Here is a 23,608-nt window from a genome sequence, read left to right on the forward strand (position 1 = left end):
TCCCCGTTCGCCTCTCCCCAAAGTTAGGCGAACCTTACCTCACAGGGAACAGCGGAGTCGGGGGCGTCACAGAAGAAATCCGGGGCTTCTGGTTAGGTAAGGCTTACTTTACTATAACGGGCGGCCTGCTCCGGTGGAGCGGGCAGTCGAACGTCTGAGGAGGCAAGCCGCCCGTGGCCGCTCAGGATGAGTCCCGCGTCGAAGAATCCCTCGGCTACTGGCGGGAGCTGCTCAGCCCCCCGCCTCGCGAGGCCACGCTGCCGGCCGACTTTCCCTACCCCGGAGGGGGCCCCGGCGAAACGGCCCTCGCGGTCCGGCCGCTGCCGCCCGGCGGTCCGGGCGGCGGTCCGGGCGGCGGTCCGGGCGGTGAGGACGAACGCCTCACCGCGCTGGTGGCATTGCTGTACCGCTACGGCGGCGAGCGCTCCGGCGAGGTGACCGTCGCCGTGGGCGGGCTCCCGCTGCGCCTGGCCGTCTCCGGCGCCGAGCCCTTCGCCGCCCTGGTCCGGCGCGTGACCGAGGCCCGCCGGGCGGCCCTTGAGCATCCGGTGCGGCCCGCCGCGCTGTGCGCCGCGCTCGCGCCCGAACCGACGCGCGGCGGGGGGGCGTTCGCCAACACCGGCTTCGGGCCCGGAGCCTCGGAGACGCCGCTGGACCTGGCCCTGACGATCACGGGCGAGGGAACGGCCGAACTCACCTACCGCGCCGACCTGTTCACGCCGGAGACGGCCGACCGCATCCTGGGCCACTGGGCCACCCTGCTGGCCGACGCCACCCGCCGTCCGGACACCCCGGTCGGGGACCTCGATCTGCTGACCGAGGGCGAACGCCACGAGGTGCTGACCGCGTGGAACGACACCGCGCACGCGGTGCCGCGCCTGACCTGGCCCGAGCTGTTCGCCCGCCAGGTGGCCGCCCGGCCCGGGGCCACCGCCCTCGTCTTCGAGGACACCCGCCTCAGCTACGCCGAACTCGACGCCCGGGCCAACCGTTTGGCCCACGCCCTGGCCGCGCGCGGGGCCCGGCCCGGGGCGGTCATCGCGCTGGCCGTGCCGCGCTCGGCGGAGATGATCGTCGCGCAGGTCGCCGTCCTGAAGACCGGCGCCGCCTACCTGCCCGTGGACACCGACTATCCGCCGGAGCGCGTCGCCTACCTGCTCGACGACGCGCGCCCGGCCTGCCTGGTGACCACGGGCGAGGCGGCCGAGGGGCTTCCGGCGGACCGGGCCCCTGGCGCCGGGGCCGACGGCCGCCTCGTGCTGCTGGACTCCCCCGCGTTCGCCGCCGAGCTGGCCGGGCTCCCGGAGCACGCGCCCGACGCCCGCCCCCGCCTGCTGGACGCCGCCTACGTCATCTACACCTCCGGCTCCACCGGCCGCCCCAAGGGCGTGGTCCTCACCCACGCGGGCGTGGCCAAGCTGGTGGCGACCCAGAGCGAGCGCCTCGGCGTGGGCCCCGACAGCCGCGTGCTCCAATTCGCCTCGCCCGCCTTCGACGTGGCGTTCTGGGACCTGTGCCTGGGCCTGCTCTCCGGCGGCACGCTCGTCGTCGTCCCCGCCGACCGCCGCGTCGCCGGGGCCCCGCTGGCCGACTACGCCCGCGCGCACGGCGTCACGTTCATGATCCTGCCGCCCGCGCTGCTCGCCGCGATGCCGCCCGGCGTGACGCTGCCGCCCGGGGCCACCCTGCTCGCCGGGACCGAGCGCGTCTCGCCGGAGCTGACCGCGCGCTACGCCGGCGGCCGGATGATGTTCAACGCCTACGGCCCCACCGAGGCGACCACCAACTCCACCCTCGGGCGCTGCTCCCCCGACGCCGAGCCCGGCTCGATCGTTCCCATCGGCGTGCCCGACCCCGGCACCCGCGCCTACGTGCTGGACGCCCGGCTGCGGCCCGTCCCCGCCGGGATCACCGGCGAACTGTACCTGGGCGGCGAGGGGTTGGCCCGCTGCTACCTGGGGCGGCCCGACCTGACCGCCGAGCGCTTCGTGGCCGACCCCTTCGGCGCGCCCGGCGAACGCCTCTACCGCACCGGGGACTTGGTGCGGTGGCGCGCGGACGGGCGGCTGGAGTTCCTCGGCCGCGCCGACGCGCAGATCAAGATCCGCGGCTTCCGCATCGAGCCCGGCGAGATCGAGTCCACGCTGCGCACCCACCCGGGCGTCGCCCAGGCCGCCGTCGTCGTCCGCGAGGACCGGCCCGGCGACCGGCGCCTGGCCGCGTACGTCGTGCCCGCGCTGGACGGCGCCGCCGACCCCGGGGCCGCCGGGCGCGTCGAGGGCTGGAAGGACGTGCACGAACTCCTCTACGCCGCCGGGGGCGACGAGCGCGCGGACGGCGGCGAGGAGAACTTTGCGGGCTGGAACAGCATGTACGACGGGCTGCCCATCCCGCTGGAGGAGATGCGGGAGTGGCGGGCCGCGACGCTGGCGCGCATCCGGGAGCTGGCGCCCCGCCGCGTGCTGGAGATCGGCGTCGGCTCCGGCCTGCTGCTGACCGGCCTCGCGCCCGAGTGCGAGCACTACACCGGCACCGACCTCTCCGCCGAGGCCGTGGCCGCGCTGCGCGAACGGCTCGCCGCCGACCCGGAGTTGGCCGGACACGTGGAGCTGAGCGCCCGCCCCGCCCACGACACGGCGGGCCTTCCGGCGGGCGCGTTCGACACGGTGATCATCAACTCGGTGGCCCAGTACTTTCCTTCGGCCGGCTACCTCACCGACGTGCTGCGCCGCACCGCCGGGCTGCTCGCGCCCGGCGGGCGTATCTTCCTGGGCGACGTGCGCAACCTGCGGCTGCTGCGCTGCCTGCGCGCGGCCGTGGAGACCCGCCGCGCGCGCGGCGGCGAGGCGTCCGGCAAGCGGGCGCTGCGCGAGTCCGTGGACGCCTCCGTCGCCTGGGAGGGCGAACTGCTCCTGGACCCCGAGTACTTCGCGGCCCTGGACGGCTTCGAGGCGCAAATCCTCGTCAAGCGCGGGGAGCACCACAACGAGCTGACCCGCTACCGCTACGACGTGGTCCTCACCCCGGCGGGCGCCCCGCACGCCCGGGAACCCGAGCCCGAGGAGCTGCCGTGGAGCGGCGAGGAGGCCCTGGCCGCCCGCCTGGCGGAACGGCCCGCGCTGCTACGCGTGACCGGCGTGCCCAACGCCCGGCTCGCCCCCGACCTCGCGGCCCTGCGCGCCCTGGAGGACGGCAGCGGCCCGGCCGTTCCCGCCGCCGACCCCGAGGAGCTGCTGCGGCTGGGCGAACGCCTGGGCTACCGCGCCGCCGCCACCTGGACCGGCCCCGACGGGGACGGGGCCGTGGACGTGCTCTACGCCCTCGGCGAGCTGCCGCCGGGCGCCCTCTACCGCCCGGCGGGCGGCGGATTCCCGCGGGCCAACCGGCCCGCGCCGTTCCGCGACGTGGCCGCGCTGATGCGGGCGGTGCGCGCCCACGCCTCCGCCTGGCTGCCGCCGGCCATGGTCCCCGCCGCCTTCGTGCCCCTGGGGCGGCTGCCCGTCACGCCCAGCGGCAAGCTCGACCCGGCCGCGCTGCCCGTCCCCGACTACGGCGCGCTCAGCGCGGGCCGCGCCCCCCGCGACCCGCGCGAGGAGCTGCTGTGCGCGCTGACGGCCGAGGTGCTGGGCCTGTCCTCGGTGACCGTGGACGACGACTTCTTCGCGCTCGGCGGGGACAGCATCGGCGCCGTCCGGCTGCTGATCGCCGCCCGCGAGCGGGGCCTGGACCTCACCACCCGCGACGTGTTCCGTCACCGCACGGTCGCCGAACTGGCCCGCGTGGCACGGGAGTCGGCGCCGCAGGACGAGGCCGCCGCGCCCTGGGAGCTGCCCGCCCCCGCCGCCCTGGGCACGGCCGGGGAGGACGTTCCCGGCGGCGTGGAGGAGGTGCTGCCGCTGAGCCCGCTCCAGGCCGGGTTCCACGCCCGCTCCCTGCTCGACGGGCCGGGCCGCGACGCCTACGTCGTCCAGCAGGTGATCGAGCTGGCCGGGGAGCTGGAATCCGCCCGGCTGCGCGAGGCCGCCCGCGCCCTGCTGCGGCGCCACGCCCCGCTGCGCGCCTGCTTCCGCACCGACCCCGCCACCGGCACCGCGCTCCAGCTCGTGGCCCGCGACCCCGCCCTGCCCTGGCAGGAGGCCGACCTCGGCACCCGGCCCGAGGATGAACGCGAGGCGCTGGCCGCCGCGCTGGCCGAGGAGGAGCGGCAGCGGCCGTTCGACCTGGCCGACCCCCCGCTGCTGCGCTGCGCCCTGATGCGCCTGGGGCCCGGCCGCGCCCGGCTGGTGCTGACGTTCCATCACATCGTCGCGGACGGCTGGTCGCTGCCCGTGCTGCACCGCGAGCTGCTGGCCGCCTACGGCGGGGGCGAGCTGCCGCCCGTCGCCCCCTACCGCGCCCATCTCGCACACCTGGCGCGGCAGGACGCGGCGGCGGCCCGCGACGCCTGGCGGGCCGCGCTCGCCGGGGTGGAGGAGCCGACCCGCGTGGTGCCGGGCGAGGCGGGCGCCGAACGCCCCCGGCCGGCGCACGTGCGCGTCGAGCTGCCCGGGGAGGCCACCGCCCGCCTCGCGGCTCGTGCCCGCGAACTCGGCGTCACGCAGGGCACGTTGGTGCAGACGGCGTGGGGCCTGCTGGCCGGGCGCCTGACGGGGCGCCAGGACGTGCTGTTCGGCACGACCGTCTCCGGGCGCGACCCCCGGGTGCCCGGGGTCGCGGAGATGGTCGGCCTGTTCATCAACACCCTGCCCACGCGCCTGGCCTGGCGGCCGGGCGAGAGCGCGGCGGCCGTGGCCGTCCGCCTCCAGGCCGAGCAGGCCGCGCTGCTGGACCACCAGCACCTGGGCCTGGCCGAGATCCAGCGCGCGGCCGGGCACTCCGGCGGCGGCGACCTGTTCGACACGCTGGTGGTGCTGGAGAACTACCCGGGCGAGGACGCCCCGTCCGACCCCACGGGCGCGCTGCGGATCACCGGGCACACCTTCCACGACACCGTGCACTATCCGCTGGCGCTGATCGTCAAGCCCGGACGCGCCCTCGACCTGCGGCTGAAGTACCACCCCGGGCGGCTGACGGAACAGGACGCCCGCCGCGTCGCCGAGGCCCTCACCCGCACCCTGCGCGCCCTGGCCGACGACCCGCACGCTCCGGCCGCGCGCCTTGACCCCCTGGCGGGCGGCGTGGCGCCTCGCGGCGCTTCCGGCGGAGGCGCGGGGCACGACGCCGCCGCGCTCGGCGGTCCCGGCGAACACGCGGCGTTCACCTGGCCGCAGGAGATCTCCGGCTCCGCCGCGGCGCTCACCGGCGAGGCCGTGGCCGTCCCCGGCGGCACCCTGGCCTCTGCCCTCGCCGCGCAGGCGACCCGCACCCCGGACGCCACCGCAGTGATCGCCGAGGACGCCACCCTCACCTACGCCGGGCTGACCGCGCGCGCCTCCGAACTGGCCGCCCGGCTGCGGGCGTCGGGCGCGGGCCCCGGCGAGGTCGTGGCCGTGGCCGTGCCGCGCTCGGCCGCCCTGATGACGGCCCTGGCGGGAACGCTCGCCTCCGGCGCCGCCTACCTGCCGCTCGACCTGGACTACCCGGCCGAGCGCCTGGCGCACATGCTGGCCGACTCCGGCGCCCGCCTCCTGCTGACCACCCCGGCCGCCGCCTCCCGCGTCCCGGGCCTGGCCCCCGGCGCGGCCAGGGACGCCGCTGCGGCGCCTGACGGGCTGCTGGTGCTGCGCAAGGCCGCGGACGCCCCGGCCGCGCCCGGCCGCGCACCCGCTCCGGCGGGGGGCGAGCGCCCGCCGAGCGACGGCCGGGTGTCGCCGGCCGCGGGCGGCTCTCCGCTGGGCGGCGAGCCGCTCGGGAACCGGGCTCAGCCCGGCCCCGGCCCGGACTGGGCCGTCGCCGGACCCGGCGAGGCCGGCCCGCACGGCGGCACCCCCGCCCGGGAGGCCCGGCCCGAGGACGCCGCCTACCTGATCTACACCTCCGGCTCGACCGGCCGCCCCAAGGGCGTGGTCGTCAGCCACCGGGCCGTGCTCAACCGGCTGGCGTGGATGCAGGGCGCCCACCCCCTCACCGCCGGGGACCGGATCGCGCAGAAGACGCCCTCCTCCTTCGACGTGAGCGTCTGGGAGTTCTTCTGGCCGCTGTGCGAGGGCGCCGCCGTCGTCATGGCCCGCCCGGACGGGCACCGCGACCCCGCCTACCTGGCCTCCCTCGTCCGCGAACACCGCGTCACCACCCTGCACTTCGTGCCCGCCATGCTCGACGCCTTCCTGGGCGACGGGGAGATCACCGCCGACCCGTCCTGGGCGGCCGGCCTGCGGCGGGTGTTCACCAGCGGCGAGGCCCTGCCCGCGCGGGCCGCCGCGCGCTGGCACGCGCTGACCGGCGTGCCGCTGCACAACCTCTACGGCCCCACCGAGGCGGCCGTGGACGTCACCTTCCACCGCTACGCGCCCGGCGAGGACACCGGCACCGTCCCCATCGGGCGGCCGGTGTGGAACACCGGGCTGCGGGTCCTCGACCCGGCGCTGCGGCCCGTCCCGCCGGGCGTGCCCGGCGAGTTGTACCTGTCCGGCGTCCAGCTCGCGCGCGGCTACCACGCCCGTCCGGGCCTGACCGCCGAACGGTTCACGGCCGACCCGTGGGGCCCGCCCGGCGCGCGGATGTACCGCACGGGCGACCTGGTCAGCCGCCGTGCGGACGGCACGCTGGAGTACCTGGGCCGCACCGACCGGCAGGTGAAGCTGCGCGGCAACCGCGTCGAGCCGGGCGAGATCGAGGCGGCCCTGGCCCGGCAGCCCTCCGTCGCCCGGGCCGCCGTCACCGTGGTCGGCGGCGAGCTGGCCGCGTACGTGGTGCCCGCCCCCGGCGCCGAGGCCGGCGCGGACCGGCTCGCCGAGGAGCTGTCCGCCGCCCTGGCCGCCGAGCTGCCCGCCGCCCTGGTCCCCACCGCCTACGTCGCCCTGCCCGCCCTGCCGCTGACCCCCAGCGGCAAGCTGGACCGCGCCGCCCTGCCCGCCCCCCGCGCCCGCCGGGCCGCCGCCCGCGCCCCGCGCACCCCCGCCGAGGCCGCGCTGACCGCGATCTTCGCCGAGGTGCTGGGGCTTCAACAGGTCTCCCCCGACGACGACTTCTTCCTGCTGGGCGGCGACAGCATCACCTCCATCGGCGTCTCCAGCCGCGCCCGCAAGGCCGGCTGGGCCCTCACGCCCCGCGACGTCTTCGACCACCGCACCCCCGCCGCGCTGGCCGCCGCCGCGCCCGCCACGGCCGTTGCCCCCAAGGCGCAGGCTCAACGGCCGGGGGCGGAGGCGCTGTTCGGGGACGAGGCGCCCACGCCCGAGGAGCGGGAGCGGATCGAACGCCTCGCGCCCGGGCCCGTGGAGGACATCTGGCCGCTGTCCCCGCTCCAGGAGGGCCTGTTCTTCCACTCCGCCTTCGACGCGGGCACCTGGGACGTCTACACCGTCTTCGAGTCCTTCGACTTCGCCACCCCGCTGGAGGAGGAGCGGCTGCGGGCCGCGCTGACCACCCTGCTGGCCAGGAACGCCGCGCTGCGCGCCGGGTTCACCAGCGAGGGCCTGCGCCGGCCCGCGCAGTTCATCCTGCGCGAGCCCGAACCCCCCCTGACCGTCACCGACTTCAGCCACCTCGGCCGCGAGGACCAGGACCGGGCGCTGGAGGAACTGCTGGACGCCGCGCGGCGGGAGAAGTTCGACCTGGCCCGCCCGCCGCTGTTCCGGATGATCCTGGTACGCCTCGGCGCGGAGCGCGGGGACCGCCTCATCACCGGCCGCCACCTCATCCTGTGGGACGGCTGGTCCGCCTGGCTCTTCCTCGACCAGCTCTTCGCGCTCTACGCCTCCGGCGGGGACGACGCCGCGCTGGAGCCCCCCGGCTCCTACCGCGACTACCTCCTCCACCTGCGCGCCCAGGACGAGGCGCGGGCCGCCGAAGCCTGGCGTTCCGCCCTGGCCGGACTGGAGGAGCCCACGCTGCTGGCGCCCGCCGCCCAGGCCGGCGACGAGGCCGCCGCGCCCGAGCCGGTCATCCCCGAGAGCGTCGAGACCCTGCTCGACCCCGCCCTCGGAGACCGCCTGCGCGCCGCCGCCCGCGAGCGGGGCCTGACCCTCTACACCCTGCTGACCACCGCCTGGGGCATGGCACTTGCCGCCGCCACCGGCCGGACCGACGTGGTCTTCGGCACCACCGTCGCCGGGCGCCCGAGCGAGGTCCCGGACGTGGAGCGCATCCTCGGCCTCTTCCTCAACACCGTGCCCGCGCGCCTGGCGTTCGACCCGGCCGAGCCGCTGGAGGCGCTGCTGCGCCGCGTGCAGGACGAACGCCTGGCGCTGATGCCGCACGAGCACATCGGCCTGGGCGTGCTCCAGGCCGAGACCGGGCACCGGCGGCTGTTCGACACGCTGTTCGTGCTGCGGGACAACGACACCGAGGACCGGCTGCGCGGACTCGCCGAGCGGTACGGGGCAACGGCCGTGGCCAACGTGGACGCCACGCACTACCCCGTCAGCCTGGTCGTCACCCCCGGCCGCCGCATCCGCGTCACCCTCAACCACCGCCCGGACGCGGTGGACGCCGAGGCCGCGCGCACCCTGCTGGACCGGTTCGCCGCGCTGCTGGCCCGGCTCTCGGAGGCGCCCGAGGGGGCCCGCGCCGCGTCCCTCGACCCGCTGCTGGGCGGCGAGCGCGCCGCGCTGGAGCGCTCCTGGGCCGAGGCGCGGGTGCCCGCGCCCGAGGAGACCATCGACGGGCTGCTCGCCACCCAGGCCGCCCGCACCCCCGAGGCCACCGCCCTGGTCTGCGGCGAGGAGCGGGTGAGCTACGCCCAACTCGACGCCCGGGTCAACCGGTTGGCACGGCTGCTGCGCGCGCGGGGCGCCGGGCCCGAGCGGGTCGTCGCCCTCGGCCTGCCGCGCTCGGTGGACACCGTCGTGGCGCTCTTCGCCGTGCTGCGCTCCGGCGCCGCCTACCTGCCGCTGGAGCTGGACCACCCCGACGAGCGGCTGGCGCTGATGCTGGCAGACGCGCGGCCGTTCCTGCTGCTGGCGACCGGGCCCGTGGCCGCCCGTCTGGAGAGCGCCGCGCCGGACACCGCGCGCCTGCTGCTGGACGACCCGGGCGCCGCCCGCGAGCTGGCCGCCCTGCCCGGGGGCGCACTGGAGGAGGCCGAACGCCCCCGGCTGAGCCCGGAGCACCCGGCGTACCTGATCTACACCTCGGGCTCCACCGGCCGCCCCAAGGGCGTGGTCACCCCGCACCGGGGCCTGACCAACATGCAGCTCAACCACCAGAGCGAGATCTTCGCCCCGGCCATCGCCTCGGCCGGCGGGCGGCGGCTGCGAGTCGCGCACACCGTCTCCTTCGCCTTCGACATGTCCTGGGAGGAGCTGCTGTGGCTCGTCGAGGGCCACGAAGTGCACATCTGCGACGAGGAGTTGCGGCGGGACGCCGAGCGGCTGACCGCCTACTGCGAGGCGCACGCCATCGACGTCGTCAACGTCACGCCCACGTACGCGCACCTGCTGCTGGACCACGGGCTGCTGGAGGGGCACCGGCCGCCGCTGGTGCTGCTCGGCGGCGAGGCCGTCTCCGAGGCGGTGTGGGAGCGGCTGCGGGACGCCGAGGGGACCTACGGCTACAACCTCTACGGCCCCACCGAGTACACGATCAACACCCTCGGCGGCGGCACCGGCGACAGCGCCACCCCGACCGTGGGCCGCCCCATCCGCGGCACCAGCGCCTACCTGCTGGACGCCTGGCTGCGGCCCGTGCCCGACGGCGTGCCGGGCGAGCTGTACATCTCCGGCACCGGCCTGGCCCGCGGCTACCTGAACCGGCCGGGCCTGACCGCCGAGCGCTTCGTCGCGGACCCCTTCGGCGCGCCGGGCGAGCGGATGTACCGCACCGGCGACCTGATGCGCCGCCGCCCGGACGGCAACCTCGACTTCCTCGGCCGCACCGACGACCAGGTGAAGATCCGCGGCTACCGGGTCGAGCCCGGCGAGATCGCGGACGCCCTCCAGCGCCGCCCCGGCGTCGCCCAGGCCGCCGTGATCGTCCGCGACGACCGGCTGGCCGGCTACGTGGTGCCCGCCGAACTCTCCGCCGAGGAACGGGAGGTGGCCGAGGGCGCCCAGGTCGGGGAGTGGCAGGAGGTGTACTCGGACGAGTACGAGCGCATCGAAACGGCCCTGCGCGAGGAGGACTTCGCCGGCTGGGACAGCAGCTACGACGGGCAGCCCATCCCCTTCGGCCACATGCGCGAGTGGCGGCACGCCACGCTGGAGCGCATCCGGGAGCTGGCGCCCCGCCGCGTGCTGGAGATCGGCGTCGGCTCCGGCCTGCTGCTCTCCGGCCTCGCCGCCGACGCGGAGGCGTACTGCGCGACGGACTTCGCCGCGCCCGTCATCCGCAAGCTGCGCGCCGAGGTGGCCGCCGACCCGGCGCTGGCCGGGAAGGTGGAGCTGCTGCACCGCGCCGCCCACGAGCTGGAGGACCTGCCAGCGGGCGGGTTCGACACGGTGATCATCAACTCCGTCATCCAGTACTTCCCCAGCGCCGCCTACCTCACCGAGGTGATCGAGGGCGCGCTGCGCCTGCTGTCCGAGGACGGGGTGCTCTTCCTGGGCGACCTGCGCGACCTGCGCTCCGCGCCCGTCTTCCACGCGGCCGTGCAGCACGCCCGCACCGGAACGGCCGACCCGGCGGCGGTGGCCCGCGCGGTCCGCGCGGAGAAGGAACTCCTCATCGACCCCGCATACTTCGCGGCCTTCGCGGAGCGCGGCGTGGGCGTGGAGCTGCGCACCAAGCGCGGGAGGCTGCACAACGAGCTCAGCCGCTACCGTTACGACGCCCTGCTCTACCGCAACGCGGCGGCCGGGCTGCCCCTGGCGGACGCGCCCGCACTTCCCTGGCCCGGCGGGCTGGAGGCCCTGCGGCGGGAGCTGGCCGGGCGCGGCCCGGAGCGGCTGCGGATCACGGGCGTTCCCGACGCGCGGCTGGCCGACGAGCCCGGGTCCGGCGTGACCGGGGGCGCGGAGCCGGAGGACCTGCACGAGCTGGGCGCGGCCCTGGGCTACCGGGTGCTGACCACCTGGGGTCCCGAACCCGGCCACTACGAGGCGGTGTTCCTGCGGGCGGCGGGGCTGACCACCGGCCTGTTCCGGGCCGTCGAGGAGGGCCGCGCGACGGCGAACGACCCCGCCGCGGCGCGCGGCCACGACCGGCTGGCGCGGCGGCTGCGGGAGGAGCTGAAGGCCGAACTCCCCTCCTACATGGTCCCCTCGGCGCTGGTCGTGCTGGACCGGCTGCCGATGACGGACAACGGCAAGCTGGACGTCCGCGCGCTGCCCCCGGCCGGTCCGCCCGCCGGGGCCGGGGGCGGACGGGCCGCGGCCACGCCCGAAGAGGCCGTGCTGTGCCGCCTGTTCGCGGAGGTGCTGGGCCTGGAGGGGGACGCGGGCGCCGAGGACCACTTCTTCGACCTGGGCGGGCACTCGCTGCTGGCGACCCGCCTGGTCAGCCGGGCCCGCACCGAGCTGGGCGCCGAGCTGGCCATCCGCGACCTGTTCGAGGCCCCCACCCCGGCGCTGCTGGCCGAGCGGGCGGGCGCCTCCCGCCCCGCGCGCCCGGCCGTTGCGCCGGTGCGGAGGCGCCCGGAGCGGGTGCCGCTGTCGGCGGCGCAGCGCCGCCTGTGGCTGGTGGAGCGCCTGGCGGGCGACGGCGTCGCCTACAACTTCCCGCTGGTGGTGCGGCTGCGCGGGGCTCTCGACCCGGAGGCGCTGCGGGCCGCGCTGGGCGACGTGGCCGCGCGGCACGAGGCGCTGCGCACCCTGGTCGCGGTGGACGAGGACGGCGAGCCGTACCAGCGCATCCTCCCCTCCGACGAGGCCCGGGAAGCCCTGTCCTTCACCGTGGCCGGGGGCGGCGAGACCGGGATCGCCGCGTTCGTCGAGGCGGCGCAGCGGCGGCCGTTCGACCTCACCGCCGGACTGCCGATGCGCGCCGAGGTGCTGCGGCTGGCGCCCGAGGACCACGTGGTCGCCCTCGTGCTGCACCACATCACCACCGACGAGTGGTCCGACCGGCCGTTCCTGGCCGACCTGAACGCCGCCTACGCCGCGCGCGCCGCCGGGCGCGACCCCCACCTGCCGCCGCTGCCCGTGCAGTACGCGGACTACACGCTGTGGCAGGACCGGCTGTTCGCACAGTCGGGCGAGGAGCAGCTCGCGCACTGGCGCGGCGCCCTGGCCGGGCTGCCCGAGGAGCTGGCGCTGCCGCTGGACCGGCCCCGGCCGGAGGAGCCGACCGGGCGCGGCGGCACGGTCCGCGCCGCCCTGCCCGCCGCGACCGCCTCCGCCCTCCGCGAGCTGGCCGGGGCCTCCAACGCCAGCATGTTCATGCTCTTCCAGGCCGCGACCGCCGCGCTGCTGCACCGGCTGGGCGCCGGGGAGGACATCCCGCTGGGCGCGCCGATCGCCGGGCGCACCGACGAGCGGCTGACCGACCTGGTGGGCTTCTTCGTCAACACCCTGGTGCTGCGCGCCGACCTCTCCGGCGACCCGGCCTTCACCGAACTCCTGGCACGGGTGCGGGAGTCGGCCCTCGCGGCCTTCGAGCACCAGGACGTGCCCTTCGACCGGGTCGTGGAAGCCGTCAACCCGCCCCGCGCCGCGGGCCGCAACCCGCTCTTCCAGGTGATGCTGGGCTACCACTACCGGCCCGAGGGCGACCCGGACCTGCTGGGCCTGGACACCGAGTGGTTCGAGATGGACACCGGACGGGCCCGGTTCGACCTGGACTTCACCGTCGTGGACCGGGGCTCGGCCGGGGGCATCGACCTGCTGCTCGACTACGCCGCCGAGCGCACCGACCCCGGCACGGCGCAGGCCCTGGTGGACCGCCTCGCCGGGCTGCTCGGCCAGGTCGCCGCCGACCCGGCCCGGCCCGTGGGCGCCCTCGACGTGCTCACCGACGCCGAGCGGCGAGCGGCCTCCACCGCGTGGAACGCCACGGAACGCGCCTACCCGTACCGGCCGGTGCCCGAGGCGTTCGCGGCCGTCGCGGCGGCCCACCCCGGACGGGCCGCGCTGGTCGCGGGCGGGGAGCGGCTGACGTTCCGCGAGCTGGCGCGGCGGGTGGACGCCGTGGCGCGGCTGGTCGCGGGCGCGAGCAGCCACGCCGGGCGGGAGCCGGTCGTCGGGCTCCTCCTGCCCCGCCGGGAGATGGTCCCGGCGATCCTGGGCGTGCTGCGGGCGGGCGCCGTCTGCCTCCCCCTCGATCCGCAACTCCCCGTCGAGCGGCTGGCGTTCCTCCTCGGCGACGCCGCCCCGGCCTGCGTGCTGACCACCGCCGCGCTCGCCGGCCGGCTGCCCGAGGCGGGCCCGCCCGTCCTGGGGCTGGACGGCCCGGAGGCCGCGCGCGCCGCCGGGGCGTCCGGTCCCGTACCCCGGGGACCGTGGCCGGCCCCGGCCGCCGCCTACGTCATCCACACCTCCGGCTCCACGGGCCGCCCCAAGGGCGTCGTCGGTACGCACGGCGGCCTGGCCAACCTCCTGGCCGCGCACGCCGAGGACGTCATCGGCCCGGCCGCCGACCGCGCCGGCCGGCCCCTGCGGGCCCTGCACGCCGCCTCGTTCAGCTTCGACGGCTCCTGGGACCCGCTGCTGTGGCTGCTGGCCGGGCACACCCTGCACGTCGCGGACGAGGAGGTCATGACCGACCCCGCCGCACTGGTGCGCCTGGTCGAGGACGAGCGCCTGGACCACGCCGACCTGACGCCCAGTTACCTGCGGGAGCTGACGGCCCACGGGCTGCTCGCGGAGGGCCGGCACCGGCCCGGCGTCCTGGTGGTGGGCGGCGAGGCCATGCCCGAGGGCCTGTGGCGGCGGCTGTCCGCCCTGCCGGACACCCGCGTCCACGACCTGTACGGGCCGACCGAGGCCACCGTGGACGCCTACGGGCGGCACGCCGGGGCCCACCTGCCGGAGCGGGCCGCACCGTTGCCCAACCTCCGCGCCCACGTGCTGGACGCCCGGCTGCGGCCGGTCCCCGCGGGCGTTCCCGGCGAGCTGTACCTGGCGGGCACGGGCCTGGCCCGCGGCTACCTCGACCGGCCCGGCCTGACCGCCGAGCGGTTCGTCGCCGACCCCTTCGGCGCGCCCGGCGAACGGATGTACCGCACCGGGGACATCGCCCGGCGCGGCCGGGACGGGGCGCTGCGCATCCTGGGCCGGGCCGACGACCAGGTGAAGCTGCGCGGCTTCCGCGTCGAGCTGGGCGAGGTGGAGACGGCCGTGGCCGCCCACCCGCGCGTCGCGCAGGCCGCGGCCGTGGTCCACACGCCCGGCGCCCGGGGGGAGGCCCCCGGCGAGGACGCCGCGGCCCGCCGCCTGGTCGCCTACGTCGTCCCCGCGCCCGGCGTCCCCGCGCCCGGCCCGGACGAACTGCGCGCCCACACGGCGGCGTCGCTGCCCGCGTACATGGTGCCCGCGGCGTTCGTCCCCGTGGACGCGCTGCCGCGCACCGTCAACGGCAAGCTGGACGCCGCCGCGCTGCCGGATCCCGGCCTCGGGGGAACGGCCGCCGGGGGGCGCCGCCCGCGCACCGCGCGCGAGGAGCTGCTGTGCCAGGCGTTCGCCGCCGCCCTGGGCGCCGAACGCGTCGGCCCGGACGACGACTTCTTCGCGCTGGGCGGCCACTCGCTGCTCGCGATGCGGCTGGTCACCCGGGTCCGCGCGGCCCTGGGCGTGGACCTGGCGCTGCGCGAGGTCTTCGACGCGCCGACCCCGGCCCGGCTCGCCGCGCGGCTGCCGCAGGCGCCCGCGGGGGCGGCCGGGGGCGCCGGGCGCGCGCCGCTGCGGGCCGTTCCGCCCGCCGAACGCCCGGACGAGCTGCCGCTGTCCGCCGCGCAGCGCCGCCTGTGGGTGCTGTACCGCCTCGAAGGGCCGAGCGCCACCTACAACGTCCCCGCGGCCTGGCGGCTGACCGGCGACCTCGACCTCGGCGCGCTGCGCGCCGCCGCCGCCGACCTGGTGGCCCGCCACCCCGCGCTGCGCACGGTCTTCCCCGAGCGCGACGGGCGCCCGCGCCAGCACGTCCTCGACCCGGCGGACGTGACGGTCCCGGTCGGTCTTGAGGAGGTCACCGAGGCCGAACTGCCCGCCCGGCTGGCCGAGTCCGCCGCGTACCGCTTCGCGCTGGAGCGCGAGGCGCCCGTCCGGCTGGCCGTCTTCCGGCTCTCGGAGCGCGAGCATGTCCTGCTGATCCTGGTACACCACATCGCCTGCGACGAGTGGTCGGACGCGCCCCTGCTCCGCGACCTGGCCGCCGCCTACGCGGCCCGCCGCGCGGGCGCCGCACCCGCGTTCGCGCCGCTGCCGGTGGACTACGCCGACTACACCCTCTGGCAGGGGGAGGTGCTGGGCGACGAGGGCGACCCCGGGAGCCCCGCCGCCCGCCAGCTCGCCTGGTGGCGCGAGGCGCTGGAGGGGCTGCCCGAGGAGCTGGCCCTGCCCGCCGACCGGCCCAGGCCCGCCGAGTCCACCTTCCGGGGCGGGCAGGCCGACCTGTCCCTCGAACCCGAACTGGCCGCCGCGCTGCGGGCTTTGGCCCGGGAGGCGGGGGTCAGCCCGTTCATGGCGATGCAGGCGGCGGTGGCCGCCCTGCTGACCCGGCTCGGCGCCGGCACCGACATCCCCCTGGGCAGCCCGATCTCCGGGCGCGGCGACGAGGCCCTTGAGGACCTGGTCGGCTTCTTCCTCAACACCCTGGTCCTGCGCACCGACACCTCGGGCGACCCCACCTTCCGCGAGCTGCTGGCCCGGGTGCGGGAGGCGGATCTCGCGGCGTTCGCCCACCAGGACGTGCCCTTCGAGCGCGTCGTGGAGACCGTCAACCCGCCGCGCTCGCTGGCCAGGCACCCGCTGTTCCAGGTGATGGTGGTCTACCTCGCGGCGGGAGGCGACGGCCCCGGGCTCGACGGCCTGGCCGCCCACGAGGAGCCCGTCGGGCAGGCCACCGCGAAGTTCGACCTGTCCTTCGACTTCGTCGAACGCGCGGGCGACGGCGGCGTGGACGGCGTGCTGGAGTACAGCGCGGACCTCTTCGACCACGGCACGGCCGAGGCCATCGCCGGGTGGCTGCGCACGCTGCTGCGGGCCGTCACCGCCGAACCCGGCCGCCGGATCGGGGAGTTCGAGCTGCTGAGCGAGCCGGAGCGGGCCCGGGTGCTGGAGGAGTGGAACGCCCCGCGCGCGCCGCTCGCGGACCCGGCGGCGGTCGCTGAGGCCGAACCGGCCACCGTGCCCGCGCTGTTCGAGTCCCAGGCCCGCCGCACGCCGGACGCGCCCGCGGTGGCCTCGGCGGGCGTGGAGTGGGACTTCGCGGAGCTCAACGCCCGCGCCAACCGCCTCGCCCGCCTGCTGGTGGGCCGCGGCGCGGGCCCGGAGACGGCCATCGCCCTGGCCCTGCCTCGCACGGCCGAGGCCCTGGCCGCGATCCTCGCCGTCCTGAAGACGGGCGCCGCGTACGTCCCGCTGGACCCCGGGGCCCCGTCCGCGCGCACGGCGGAGATGCTGGCGGACTCCCGCCCGCTGCTCCTGCTCACCACGGGGGCCCTGGCTCCGGGCGCGGCGGAGACGGGCGTTCCCGTCCTGCTCCTGGACGCCCCGGAGACGCGGGCCCTGCTGGCGGCCGAGGACCCGGGCGACCTGACCGACGCCGAACGGCTGGCGCCGCTGGACGCGCGGCACCCGGCGTACGTCCTGTACACCTCGGGCTCCACCGGCCGCCCCAAGGGCGTGGTGGTCACCCACGCCTCCGTGGCCGCGCTCTTCCGCAGCCACCGCGCGACGCTGTACGCCCCGGCCAAGGCCGCCACCGGGCGGGAGCGGCTGCGGGCGGGCCACGCCTGGCCGTTCTTCTTCGACGCCTCCTGGCAGCCGCAACTGTGGCTGCTGGACGGGCACTGCGTGCACGTCGTGGACGAGGAGACCCGCCGGGACCCGGAGTTGCTGGCCGCCGCCGTCCGCGCACACGGCTTCGACTTCCTGGAGGTCACCCCCTCCTTCCTCGAACGGATGCTGGAGGCGGGGCTGCTGAACCCGGACGGGACCTGCCCGCTGGCCGTGGCCGGCGTGGGCGGCGAGGCCGTCTCCCCCGCCCTGTGGCGACGGCTGGCCGGACTCGCCCCGCGCACCCGGGTGTTCAACCTCTACGGCCCCACCGAGTCCACGGTGGACGCCCTGGTGGGCCGTGTCGAGGACAGCGAACGCCCGCTGGTGGGCCGCCCGGTGGCCGGCACCCGCGCCTACGTGCTGGATGCCCGGCTGCGGCCGGTGCCCCCGGGCGTGACCGGCGAGCTGTACCTGGCGGGCGAGGGCCTGGCCCGCGGCTACCTCAACCGTCCTGACCTGACGGCCGAGCGCTTCGCCGCGGACCCCTTCGGCCCGCCCGGCTCGCGCCTCTACCGCACCGGCGACCTGGCGCGCTGGACGGCGCGCGGCCTGCTGGACTACCTCGGCCGCGCCGACGCCCAGGTGAAGATCCGCGGCTACCGCATCGAGCCGGGCGAGATCGAGGCGGCGCTGACCGCGCACCCGGCCGTCGCCCAGGCGCTGGTGACGGCGCATCAGGACGCGCGGGGTGTGCGGCGGCTGGTCGCCTACGCGGTCCCGGCCGCCGCCGCACCCGGGGAGTCCGCGCCGGACCCGGCGGCGCTCCGCGCGCACGCCGCGTCCCGGCTGCCCGAGCACATGGTCCCGGCGGCCGTGGTGGTGCTGCCCGCGCTGCCCGTCCTGCCCAGCGGCAAGCTGGACCGCTCCGCCCTGCCCGAGCCGGAGTTCGCGGCGGCGGCCGGCGGCCGGGAGCCGGCTACCGAGGCCGAACGCGCCCTCTGCGCGGTCCTGTCCGACGTCCTGGGCGTCGAACGGCCTGGCGCGGACGACGACTTCTTCGCCCTGGGCGGCGACTCGATCCTGGCGATGACCCTGGTCAGCCGCGCCCGCGCTGCGGGCTGGCGGATCACCCCGCGCCTGGTGTTCCTGCACCGGACGGCGGCCGGCCTGGCGGCCGTGGCCGAGCGGATCGAGGCCGGGGGCGAGGCGGGGGCCTCGGACGGCACGGGCTCCGTCCCGCTGACGCCCGTGATGCACTGGCTGCGCGAGCTGGGAGGCGCGTTCCACGGCTACCACCAGGTGGCGCTGGTGCGCACCCCGGCCGCGCTGGATCGCCCCGGCCTGGCCGCCGTGCTCGGCGCGCTCGCCGCCCGGCACGACATGCTGCGCGCCCGTCTGATACGCCACGGGGGCGGCCCCGGCGGCTGGGAGCTGCGGGTGCCCGGGGCGGAGGGGGCCGCGGCGCTCGCGGAGTCCTGGATCGAGCGTGTGGACGCCGCGGGCCTCGACGGCCGGGCGCTGCACGAGGCGGTCTCCGGGCGCGCCCACGCCGCCCGCGCGGCGCTGGACCCCGAGGCGGGCCGGATGGTGCGGGCGGTGTGGTTCGACCGGGGCGGGGAGCCCGGCCGCCTGCTGCTGCTCGCCCACCACCTGGTGGTGGACGGCGTGTCCTGGCGGGTGCTGCTGCCCGACCTCGCGGACGCCTGGCGTCAGGTGACCGAGGGCCGCGCCCCTGCCCTGGAGCCGGTGCCCGTGTCGTTCCGCCGCTGGGCCCGCCGCCTGGGCGAGCTGGCCCGCGCCCCCGAGCGCGAGGCCGAACTCCCGCTGTGGACCGAGGCGCTGGACGGCACCGCCCCACTGCCGCTGCGCAGCCCGCTCGACCCCGGGCGGGACGTGGAGGGCACCGTGCGCGAGCTGGAGCTGCGCCTGCCGCCCGAGCACACCGGGCCGCTGCTCTCCACGGTGCCCGCGGCGTTCGGCGCGTCCGTCAACGACGTGCTCCTGGCGGCGTTCGGCCTGGCGCTGGAGCGCTGGCGCCGCGGGCAGGGCCAGGACGCGGGCCTGGGGACGGTGGTGGACCTGGAGAGCCACGGCCGCGCCGGGGAGGCGGCGGGCGACGCCGATCTCTCCCGCACGGTGGGCTGGTTCACCGCCGTCCACCCCGTGCGGGTGGACCCGGGCGCCGTGGATCTGGAGGAGGCGCTGGCCGGCGGCCCGGCCGCCTCCGAGGCCGTGGCGCTGATGCGGGAGCGGCTGGCCCGCATCCCCGACGGCGGGCTCGGGCACGGCCTGCTGCGCCACCTCAACCCCCGCACGGCGCCCGCGCTTTCGGGGCGGCCCGCGCCGGAGGTCGAATTCAACTACCTGGGCCGGTTCGGGGTTCCCGAGGGCGCCGACTGGTCCTACGCGCCCGAGGAGGAGGCCGCCGACATCGGCCCCGAGCCTGGGATGCGCGCCGGGCACGCGCTGAGCGTCAGCGTGGTGGCCGAGGACCGGCCCGGCGGGCCGGTGCTCTCCGCCCGCTGGTTCTGGCCGGAGGCGGTGCTCGGCCGGGAGGCCGTCGCCTCCCTCGCGGAGGGCTGGTTCACCGCCCTGCGCGCCCTGATCACCGCCACCGCAACCGTCACCGCCGCCACCGCCTCCGCGGCGGCGTCCGCACCCACCGAATCCCACGAGAGGGGAACGCGATGAGCAACCCGTTCGACGACGCCGAGGGCGTCTTCACCGTGCTGGTCAACGACGAGGGCCAGCACAGCCTGTGGCCGGAGTTCGCGGAGGTCCCGCCGGGCTGGACCGTGGTGCACGGGCCGGCCGGCCGGGCGGCCTGCCTGGAGTACGTCGAGGCCCACTGGACGGACATGCGCCCGCGCAGCCTGGTGGAGGAGCACGGCTGAGGCGCCTTCCCCCAGCGGGAACCACCAACGCCGGAGGGGCGGACCGCGATGGCTCACGGTCCGCCCCTCCGGCGTTGCCGGCTGCCGCCCTCAGCCGGCGGGGTGCTCCACCGCCGTGGCCGGGTCGCCGTCCACCGCCGCCGCGAGCTGCGGGACGATGCGCTCGACGATGTACGGCATGCTCAGCACGGTCGCCATGGAGAAGGCCGCGCCGTAGTCCGTGGTCTCGCCGATGAAGACCTCGCGGCCCTCGGCGACGACGTCCAGGTCGGCGTACAGCTCGTCCGCGTGCAGCTCGTCGGGCCCGGTGGCCGTGTCCGCGACGATCCACACGGCGGCCGACTGGTCCAGCAGGTCCGTGCGTTCGCGGCTGATCGCGGCGCCGAACTCGCCGCCGACCGCGTCGTCCAGGTCCTCGGGCAGCGTGAAGCCGAGGTCGGTCAGCACGCGGGGCCGCAGGTCGCGGCTGCCGTAGACGAACAGGCCCTCGTAGGGGGTGGCGACGATGCCCGTCTCGCCCTCGAACTCGGGGTGCGCGGCGCGCTGTTCCTCGAAGACGTTCTCGACCTCCTCGACCAGGCCCCGCGCGGCCTGCGGGCGGCCGAGCGCCTGGCCGGTGAGCAGGGTCTGGTCCTGCCAGGGGATGCCCCAGTCCTCGAACTCCTCGGGCGCGGCGACGACGGGCGCGATCCGGGTGAGGCTGTCGTACTGCTCCTCGGTGAGCCCGGCGTAGAGGGCGATGATCACGTCGGGGTCCAGCCGGGTGATCTCCTCGACCTGCGGCCCGGTGCCCGGGTCCTCCAGGACGGTGGGCAACTCGGCCTCGCCCAGTGCCTCTTCGGCCCACGGGCCTATCGCGCCCTCGTGCAGCCCGAGCCAGTCCGTGACGCCCACCGGCACGGTGCCCAGGGCCAGGACGGCGTCCTGGTCGGTGAGGCCGACCGTGACGACGCGCGCCGGCTGCTCCTCGATGGTGGTGGAGCCGAACCGGTGGTCGATGGTCACGGGGAACGCCCCCTCCTCGGCCTCGACGGCGGGGCCGCCGGCCGGGTCCTCGGACCCGGAGTCCTCGGAGCTGCCGCAGGCGGCGGCCGTGCCGACGAGCAGGGCGGCGACGGCGGCCGGCCGCAGGCGTCTGAGCATGCGGTGGTTCACGTGTGCTTCCTCTTTCTTTGCGTCCCGTGGGGACTTGTTGTCGGGACTGGTGTGGGGACTTCGGGGGTCGGTGTTCTTCCGGGCGCGAGGGGGCCTCTTCCCGGCGGGCGGCTACGCGCGGGCGCCCGGCCGCGCGCTGGACCAGGCGGCCCACAGGCCGGCGTACACCCCGCCGGCCGCGCAGAGTTGGTCGTGGCTGCCGCTCTCCACCACCCGGCCGTCCTCCAGCACGACGATCCGGTCCGCGGAGCGGGCCTGCGTCAGCCGGTGGGCGACGATCAGCGCCGTGCGGCCCTCCAGCGCCCGCTCGGCGGCGCGTTCGAGCACCCGGGCGCCGGCGCTGCCCGCCTCGGCCGTGGCCTCGTCCAGCACGGCGACCGGCGGGTCGGCCAGCACCAGGCGGGCAAGGGCGAGTTGCTGGGCCTGGGTGGCGGTGAGGCGGTGGCCGCCCTCGCCGACGACGGTCTCCAGGCCCTCGGGCAGGTCCAGCGCCCACTCCAGCGCGCCCACCCGCTCCAACGCCGCTCGCAGCTCGGCCTCTTCGGCCTCCGGCCGCGCCAGGCGCAGGTCCTCGGCCAGCGGCCCGGCGAAGACGTGCACCTCCTGGCTGACCAGCCCCACCGCCCCCCCGGTGGTGACCGTGCCGCCGGTGGGCCGGTGGATGCCGGCGATCAGCTTGGCCAGCGTGGTCTTGCCCGCGCCGCTGGCGCCGACCAGCGCGACGCGCTCCTTGGGCCACAGCATGAGGTCCACATCGCGCAGCACCGGCTGCCCGGGGCGGTAGGCGTACGCGGCGCCGGCCACCTCGACGACGCCCTCGGCCGCCTCGCCGCGGCCCTCCGCGGGCTCCTCCGGGGGGAGCTCGGCGACGCCGACCAGGCGGGCGAGGCCCGCGGTCGCCGACTGGGCGTCGTCCATCAGCACCAGCGCGGCGTTGACCGGCGTGAACAGGCTGTGGAAGTACAGCGCGGCGGCCGTCGCGGTGCCGATGCTCACCGCGTCCTGCCGCACGAGCACGAATCCGGCCACCAGCACGGCGGCAAGCCCGGTCCACTCGGCCAGGTGCAGGCGGCAGTAGAAGCGCAGCACCAGCCGCACCCCGCGCATCGTCACCCCGAGCGCGGCCCCGGACCGCTCCGCGGCGAGCCGCCGGTGGCGTTCGCCCAGGCCGAACGCCCGGACGGTGGCGGCGCCGCCGATGGTGTCGAGCAACTGCTGCTGCTGCGCGGCGACCACGGTCCGCTGCTCGGCGTAGAGCGGGACGGCGCGCCGCAGATACCAGCGCGCGGTGTGCGCCTGGATCGGAACGGCCAGCAGCGCGGCGAGCAGGAAGCGCCAGTCGAGCACGGCGAGCGCGCCCAGGGTCAGCACGATGGCCAGCAGCGAACGCGCCAGCTCGGGCAGGGCGTTGCGCACGGCCTGCGCGACGACCACCACGTCCCCGGTGACGCGGGAGGTGAGGTCGCCGGTGCCGGCCTTCTCCACCTGGTTCAGCGGCAGGCGCAGGGCGCGTTCGACGAACCGCTCGCGCAAGCCCGCCAGCAGCGTCTCGCCCAGCCGGGAGACCAGGCTCATGCCGAGCGCGGTGCCCACGCCCTGCACGAGGGCGACGGCCGCGATCAGCAGCACCGGGACGGTGAGCGCGCCGGGCCCGCGCCCGTCGGCGACCAGGTCCACGACGTGGCCGAGCAGCGGCTGCGTGCACAGGCCGACGGCCGTGGCCGCGGCGACCGTTCCGAACGCCCCAGCGGCGAGACCGCGCCGCCCGCGCACCAGCGCCGCGACGGCCGCCCGGGTCCGCGCGGGGCTCGCCACGGGCAGCGTCACCGCCCGCTCCCCAGCCTCCTCCACCACGCCTCCGGCCGGCCGTTCCCTCCAAAACTTAGGGAAGGCTACCCTAATGCGCCCCGCGCGACCAGGGCCCGCCGGCGCGGACCTCGCTCGCCTCAGCCGATGGTGAACGGCAGCCTGGCGGCCGTCTCGCCCAGCGCCGCGCGTTCCGCCTCGGTGGGGGCGCGGCGGCCGGTGCCGACCCGCAGCGCGTCGGCGTCGGGGAGCGCGGCGGGGAAGCGCACCCCGGCGACCTCCTCCAGCGTCGCGCGCGCCGCCGTCAGCGCCTCGCCGGACGGCCCCTGCGCGGACGGGAGATGGGCGACGAGGTCGAGGTGGTGCACGGTCCACTCGAAGACGTAGGCAGCCAGGTAGTCGCCCGCGGTCAGCACCATGTCCTGCGTCCGCACCCGGAGTCGCGGATCGGCCAGCCGCGCGGCCCGACCGGCCGCGCTCCCGAGGTCCTCCAGGTGGAACTTCAGCAGCCCCGGCTCCCCGTACGCGGCGGCCAGCCGGGGAATCAGCGCGTCCAGCGGGTCCTCGCCGGTGGGCGGCTCGACCAGCTTCCAGTACCGGACGGCATCCACGGCCGCCTCGCCCTCGTCCGGCGTGACGAGCGTGATCAGCACGTCCTGCGCGTCGATCACCAGGTGACAGACGAGGTCCCGGACGAGCCACCCCCGGCACCCGGACGGCCGTTCGAAGTCCTCGTCCTCCAGCCGGTCGACGGCCGCAAGCAGGTCCGCCCAGGAACGCGAGAAGAGATCCACGCGGCGCACGCTACTGCCGCGCCGGGAGGGGGACCAGCCCTATTCG

5 protein-coding genes are annotated in these 23,608 nt (G+C 77.2%); 2 read left to right on the forward strand and 3 right to left on the reverse strand.

The features are described 5' to 3' along the window. Positions 1-173: 173 nt before the first annotated feature. On the forward strand, positions 174-19,604 hold the full coding sequence (locus RM780_RS15670) for a non-ribosomal peptide synthetase (RefSeq protein WP_311631335.1): 19,431 nt from the start codon (positions 174-176) through the stop codon (positions 19,602-19,604). Next, positions 19,601-19,807, forward strand: coding sequence for an MbtH family protein (locus RM780_RS15675; RefSeq protein ID WP_311631336.1), 207 nt, complete (start codon positions 19,601-19,603; stop codon positions 19,805-19,807). The genes RM780_RS15670 and RM780_RS15675 overlap by 4 nt, the downstream gene beginning before the upstream one ends. Before the next feature lie 90 nt (positions 19,808-19,897). On the opposite strand, the gene RM780_RS15680 is transcribed toward RM780_RS15675, so the two are convergent. From RM780_RS15680 to RM780_RS15690, 3 genes are all read right to left on the reverse strand, one after another. Further along, a complete protein-coding gene (locus RM780_RS15680; RefSeq protein WP_311631362.1) occupies positions 19,898-20,950 on the reverse strand; it encodes an ABC transporter substrate-binding protein in 1,053 nt (350 codons plus the stop codon). A gap of 123 nt (positions 20,951-21,073) precedes the next feature. Continuing rightward, the gene (locus RM780_RS15685) at positions 21,074-22,813 is read right to left on the reverse strand and encodes an ABC transporter ATP-binding protein (RefSeq protein ID WP_311631337.1); all 1,740 of its coding nucleotides are present in this window, start codon (positions 22,811-22,813) and stop codon (positions 21,074-21,076) included. Between the two features lie 95 nt (positions 22,814-22,908). Then, the gene (locus RM780_RS15690) at positions 22,909-23,562 is read right to left on the reverse strand and encodes a maleylpyruvate isomerase N-terminal domain-containing protein (RefSeq protein WP_311631338.1); all 654 of its coding nucleotides are present in this window, start codon (positions 23,560-23,562) and stop codon (positions 22,909-22,911) included. Positions 23,563-23,608 lie beyond the last annotated feature (46 nt).

Source organism: Streptomyces boetiae (assembly GCF_031845405.1).
GTDB lineage: Bacteria > Actinomycetota > Actinomycetes > Streptomycetales > Streptomycetaceae > Streptomyces > Streptomyces boetiae.